The organism is Bradyrhizobium sp. sGM-13 (genome assembly GCF_018398875.1).
Classification (GTDB): domain Bacteria; phylum Pseudomonadota; class Alphaproteobacteria; order Rhizobiales; family Xanthobacteraceae; genus Bradyrhizobium.
Genome location: NZ_JAGWDK010000096.1, coordinates 1 through 5,806 on the forward strand (window position 1 = coordinate 1; position 5,806 = coordinate 5,806).

5 protein-coding genes and 2 pseudogenes are annotated in these 5,806 nt (G+C 61.3%); 4 read left to right on the forward strand and 3 right to left on the reverse strand.

Annotation, left to right across the window (positions count from 1 at the left end; genetic code table 11):
* Together istB and istA are read right to left on the reverse strand one after the other, a co-directional pair.
* Positions 1-734: pseudogene (istB, locus tag KJQ96_RS37845) on the reverse strand (IS21-like element helper ATPase IstB); the annotation flags it as partial.
* A gap of 9 nt (positions 735-743) precedes the next feature.
* Entirely contained in the window at positions 744-2,267 is a 1,524-nt protein-coding gene (gene istA / locus KJQ96_RS37850; protein WP_213291089.1) for an IS21 family transposase, read from the reverse strand.
* 106 nt (positions 2,268-2,373) lie between these two features.
* Between istA and KJQ96_RS37855 the strand changes: the two genes are divergently transcribed.
* The 3 genes from KJQ96_RS37855 to KJQ96_RS41635 are packed head-to-tail and all read left to right on the forward strand — an operon-like array spanning position 2,374 to position 4,745.
* Entirely contained in the window at positions 2,374-2,673 is a 300-nt protein-coding gene (locus KJQ96_RS37855; protein ID WP_213291090.1) for a transposase, read from the forward strand.
* A 60-nt stretch (positions 2,674-2,733) separates the two neighbouring features.
* Positions 2,734-3,714 carry an IS3 family transposase gene (locus KJQ96_RS41630; protein WP_256441741.1) on the forward strand — a complete coding sequence of 327 codons (981 nt, stop codon included), beginning with the start codon at positions 2,734-2,736 and terminating at the stop codon, positions 3,712-3,714.
* Positions 3,678-4,745: a CaiB/BaiF CoA-transferase family protein gene (locus KJQ96_RS41635; RefSeq protein ID WP_256441742.1), complete on the forward strand. Its 1,068-nt coding sequence runs from the start codon at positions 3,678-3,680 to the stop codon at positions 4,743-4,745. Before KJQ96_RS41630 ends, KJQ96_RS41635 begins: the two co-directional genes overlap by 37 nt.
* Positions 4,746-4,973: 228 nt before the next feature.
* Here KJQ96_RS41635 and KJQ96_RS41110 read toward each other — a convergent pair.
* A pseudogene (locus KJQ96_RS41110) lies at positions 4,974-5,391 on the reverse strand (transposase); the annotation flags it as partial.
* Between the two features lie 137 nt (positions 5,392-5,528).
* Between KJQ96_RS41110 and KJQ96_RS37870 the strand changes: the two are divergent.
* Positions 5,529-5,806, forward strand: a 278-nt coding sequence (locus KJQ96_RS37870; RefSeq protein WP_213291091.1) for a hypothetical protein, incomplete at its 3' end; no start/stop codon positions are given.

Sequence of the window (5,806 nt, forward strand, 5' to 3'; positions counted from 1 at the left end):
CAAGTGGGGGAGTTTGCGCGACCACAGGTGGGGGAATTTGAAGTGACCGTCCGGGTGTGAGCGTTGTGAAGCAGGCGATCAAGTATGGCATCAGCGTAAGTTGGGTCATTTATGAGCTCATGCCATTTGGCAATTGGAAGCTGGCTGGTGACGAGTGTTGATCGACGGCCGTAACGGTCTTCAAGGATTTCGAGCAGATAATGACGGGCATTGGCGTCGATGGCTTGGAGGCCCCAATCGTCCAAAATCAGCAGCTCGACGGCGGCGATGCTCTTCATCCGCGAAGTGAGTCGGCCATCGCCCCAGGCAAGGTCCAGTTCTTCGAACAACCGCGGCAGCCGAGTGTAAAGTACAGAGTGGTTGTCCCGGCAGGCCTTGTGACCAAGCGCACAGCCAAGCCAGCTTTTCCCGACGCCGGTTGGCCCGACAATGGCGCAATTCTCATGGTTTTTGATCCAGTCTCCCTTTGAGCAGCATGTCGAACAAGCGGCGGTCGAGCCCACGGGGGGCGCGATAGTCGATATCCTCGGGCACGGCATGATGACGCAGCTTTGCCTTGCGAAGACGAAGCGCCAGGCGCCGGTTCAAGTCGCTTCATGGTCCAGCAGCAACGCCAGCCATTCGGCGTGAGCGAGACCCCGGACCTCCTCGTTCTCGGCGAGGCTCGTGAAGGCCTCGGCCATGCCAGTAAGGCCGAGCCGGGTAAGCAAGTGGAGTGTGGGGTGTGTCAGCATTTTCTCTCCTTAGTGGTAATAGTCCGAGCCTCTGATGTTGGTGTGTATGATCGGCTCGCACTCGGGGGACGCGGGCGTTGCAACGCGATCGAGCCCCTTCTCGAGGATCGATTTGACGCTTGGGTAGTTGCGAGCCTGGATCTCAATCGCGCGCAGCGCGGCCGCCTCGAGGCGCTCGGCGCCAAAGCGCTTCTCAAGACGGATGATCCCCAGGCACGAACGATAGCCCTGTTCGGGATGCGGCCGATCCTCGATGATCCGGTCGATCAGCAGGCGCAGCATCGGGCCGATCCGGCTTGCCTCGCTGCGGATCTTTGCCGGCGTCCACTCGCCGTAGCGCCGGTGGCTGGAAGGCATGTGGGCGCTGATCGTCGTGTGCCGCCCGTTGCCGCTGCCGCGCATGTGCGCGGCGATACGCTCGCCCCCCAGGAAGATTTCAACCGTTCGCGCACAGATCCGCGCTTCTACCTCGCGACGGGCGAAGCGATAGGGCACCGAGTAGTAGTGTCGCTCGATCTCGACGTGATAGTCGAGCCCGACCCGGCATCGGCGCCATTCGACATGGACCCACGGCTCGCCGGGAAGCGGTTTAAGATTCGGCGCGTCAATTTCCTCGAACAACTGGCGCCGTGTGCGGCCATACTGGCGCAGCACCCGTCCGTCATTGAGCTTGGCCAGCCACTCGGCGATCGCACCGTTGAGTTCGGCCAGGCTGTAAAAAGTTCGGTTGCGCAGCCGCCCCAGCAGCCAGCGCTCGATGATTCCGACGCAGGCCTCAACCTTAGCCTTATCTCTCGGGCGACGCGGCCGTGCCGGCAAAATCGCCGTGCCGTAATGCTGCGCCATATCGCTGTAGCTGCGGTTGACCATAGGGTCGTAGAGGCAGGCCTTGATCACCGCGACCTTGGCGTTGTCGGGCACCAGCAGTTGCGTCGCGCCGCCAAAAAAGCTGAAGGCCGCGTTATGTCCCGCGATCCAGTCGCCGAGCTGCTCGGTCCACGTCGCCAGCGCGAACGACAAGCTGGATGCGCCCATGACCGCGACGAAGATGTGCGCGTCACGCACCTCGCCAGTCTTACGGTCAACCACCGGCACCGTGTCGCCGGCATAGTCGACAAACAATTTCTCGCCCCCGCCGTGGTGCTGGCGCATCACGAGCGGCAGCCGGCCTTCCCAGTTGCGGAACAAGTCACAGAACCGGCTGTACCGGTAGCCGTCCGGATGCTCTGCAATGTACTCGTCCCACAGCACCTGCAAGGTCACGTGCTTGCGCTTGAGCTCGCGGGCAATAACGGACCAGTCAGGCTCGGCCACCTTGCGGCGGCCCGGCTTCACGCCAGGCACCCCGTACAGCAGCTGCTCCAGCTCGGCGTCGCTTATCGCTTCCGGGACTGGCCATGCCAGACCCGCGCGCGCAAACCGCTTCAGCGTGTCACGTACCGTCGTCGGTCCGACGCCGACACGCTCGCCAACCACGCGCGTCGAGAGCCCAGCCTCAAGGCTCAACCTCACAATCTCGCGCACCTGGCGCATGATAACCCTCCTCGTCGGCATCCAATTCTCCAAGCTGTTTCCAGCCGGAGAAATGGCCCAACGATCAGGCCTCACACCATCCGAAACTGCGCGCGATCAAATCGGAATGCTGCGCGGAGAATGCTCGGAATGCTGCGCGCGATCATTTCGGAACCCTGCGCGCCATCAAATCGGTACGGTGCGCACCATCGTCTCGGAATCCGCAGACGCGGCACTGAAGTCAAAGATCGCGCTGGAAGCGGTACGGGAGCAGGCGACGGTGGCCGATGTGGCCCTGCGCTATGGGGCTCACCCGAACCAGATCTATGCCTGGAAGAAGCAACTGCTGGAACAGGCGGCGCGGGCCTTTGACTCGGGTGTCGGGCGGAGAGCGAGGAAACGCTCGAACGCGAGATCGGCCAGCTGAGGTCGAGCGGCGATTTTTTAGCGCGGAGGTCCGGAAGATGAGCACGCCGGCCGTCGAGGAATGCTCGATCGCGCCGACAAGGCGCTGTCGATCCGCCGGCAATGTGTGTTGCTTGGCATTGCGCGTTCTGGGGTCTACCGGCCGCCACGGCCGGCCAACGACAACGATCTTGCCCTGATGCGGCGAATCGACGAGCTGTTCACCGCCTGGCCGTTCCTGGGCTCGCGGCGAATGACCGCTATGCTGAAGGCTGAGGGACTTCAGGTCAATCGCAAGTGCGTGCAGCGGTTGATGCGCAAGATGGGCATCGCGGCGCTGGGACCGAAGCCGAACACAACGAAGCTGCCGCCGCGCCACAAGATCTATCCTTTTCTGTTGCGCAACATGACGATCGACCGGCCGAACCAGGTGTGGGCGGCCGACATCATGTGTCTGCAGATCGGCCGCGGTTTTCTTTATCTCGTCGCCATCATCGACTGGGGCGAGCCGTGCGGTTCTGGCGTGGCGTATCTCCAATACCATGGCTACCTCGTTCTGTCTCGCTGCGCTCGACGACGCTTTGGCACGGTATGGCAGGCCAGAAATCTTCAACACCCAGCAGAGAAGAAGGCGCGTGGCGCGATAGTGCCTGTCCTGCTTGGCGAGGAAGAGGGCCTGACCGCTGGTTCGATGCAGCGGCTGACATTGACGCCGCCGCGCCGGGGCGGAAGGGTTCCGGCTCCCGGCGAGCAGCAGGCTTTCGGGAATACGCGAAGGCGCCTGGCCGGCACTGCGTCGGCGCCGTCCGGCTGCATCGATGCCTTCCCGCAGCCGTTGCACGCAATTCGCGTTATCGACTTCTCGATGGGCTGGGCAGGCCCGTTGTGTACGCGCACACTGGCGGATCTCGGCGCGGACGTTATCAAGATTGAGGCCATCCAGTATCCGGACTGGTGGCGCGGTTTGACCGAAGGTCTGCTTACGTCGACGGCCAAATGTACGAAAAGACGGCACGCTTCTGCATCATGGTTCGCAACAAGCGCGGTATCACGCTTGACCTGACGCGGCCACAAGGCCTCGCTCTTGCCAAGCGACTGTTGGTCGGCGCCGATATTGTCGTCAGCAACTATTCAGTCGATGTGCTGCCGAAGCTCGGGCTTGGTTACGACGTGCTCAGAACGCTTAACCCTCGGCTAGTCATGATGTCGATGTCAGCCTTTGGTGCGGACAGCCTTCATCGCGATTGCCGGGCCAACGGCTCGACTCTCGAGCAAGCATCGGGGTTGCCCAGCGTGATTGGAAGCTCCGATGAGCCCCCCGTTATGAGCCACACCGCCTTCGGGGATCCCGTCGGCGGATTGAACGGCTGCGCTGCAGTTTTGGTCGCACTGATTCACGCGTGCAATACCGGGCAAGGACAGTTCATTGATCTCGCGCAGATCGAATGCATGATGCCGTTTGCGGCGCCATGGATCACCGTCCAGTCGATTGGCGGTATGCCGCCGACAAGATACGGCAATCGACATCCTCAGTTCGTGCCGCACGGCTGCTTCCGGTGTTCGGGTGAGGACAATTGGATCGTAGTGGCGGCGACCGACGCGGACATGTGGCGTAGGCTTGCGCTGCTTATTAGCCGGCCTGACTGGGCGGCGGACGCATCGCTGAAATCAGCCGAAGCTCGCTGGGCTATTGAGGATGCCATCGAGACAGGCATCGCAGCCTGGACGCTCACCCGCGATGCGGACGAGGCCCTGTCCGAGTTGCAAGCCGTAAAGGTGGCCGCCGGCGTGGCCCGGCTGCCAATTGACCTGCTCAATGATCGGCATCTCAGGTCGCGCGCATTTCTGCAGGAAGTCGAACGGGCTTTCATAGGCTTGCATCCGCAGCCCTCGATGCCGATTCGCGAGGGTGCAAGACCCTATGCGATCCGCACGGCGCCGCCAACGCTCGGACGGCATAACAGAGAGATCTTATCAGGGCTTCTCGGGCTTTCCGACGCCGAGATCGCGCAATTGGTGAGGGAGAACATCATCGGTACGGCGATGCTCTCCGAAGGGGAGCTCGCAAGAGCAAAGAAGGCGTCGTCAGACTGACAAATCGCCGCAAGGGAAACTACCCCTCAGGCTTGGCAGATTGACGCCCACTGATCAGGAATCCTTGATGACGCAAGGCTCGGTCTGATCCTCCGCAAGAATAACTTGCGCAGCATAACTCGACTGCAAGGAGTTAATCGTCGCGAAGTTCTGTGCGTGAACATGTGGTCTGGTTGGGCGGCGGAGAGGGGGTTATCGGCTTGGTGGGCCCGAGCATGGTCAGGCCGCCTAGCGTAACGTCTCCTTCTTGTGCTCCTTCAACAGATTCATATTGAAATAGCGATGGTCTTCGAGCCAAGCCTCGTGGAGCTCGATGGTCAGCGCTCGGATGAGTCGCACCCAGCTCTCAGCGTGGTTCGCACGATATAGGTGCGCCGCCTGATCTCCTCGTTGAGGCGTTCGAGGACGTTGGTCAACTCATGTGCTTGCGGTGGATCAGCGGCAGACAGAAATAGGTGAGCGTTTCCTCGATGTTCTCCTCCACTCAGCCGGTGAGCTTGGGTGTTTGCCCCCCACTTGGCAAGCCACGCGGCCGCACCTCGCCAGATCACGCCGGTCGTACATCCATCCTGAGCTCGAGCAGACAATCAGTCACGACCTTGCGCGGCACATGTGTTGCGCAGGAAGTCACATAGGGCCGTTGAAAAAGTCGGAATTGGTTGATTTCTGGTTTTCGTCGGCGATTCGCAATCGGCTGGGCAACGGGATGCTGGGGCGCGAGGAGCGGGATCAGCTGGGGGCTCTTCATCGCTGTTTCGTTCAAGCTGCGCATTCCGGACGAGCATGTTCGTCGATGGCGATGAGCGCGAATCCATGGGCATCGTTACTTTCCGACGTTCCTGCAATAGTCGGAGCGCAACAGGGCTGGCACAGCTGGTTCTGGAGCTGGCCACCGCCTTCATAAAGATCGAGGGTGAGGATGCTCGAGCGGATGTTGTCTCGTCGGTCGAAGAACTATCGAAGTCGAACGGAGCGCTAGCACTACTTTGGCACTTTAGGCTTGGCGATATCTGCAAGGAACATGTCGCAGTGAGGACATTGTCGGGGTGGAGGTCGTGCGA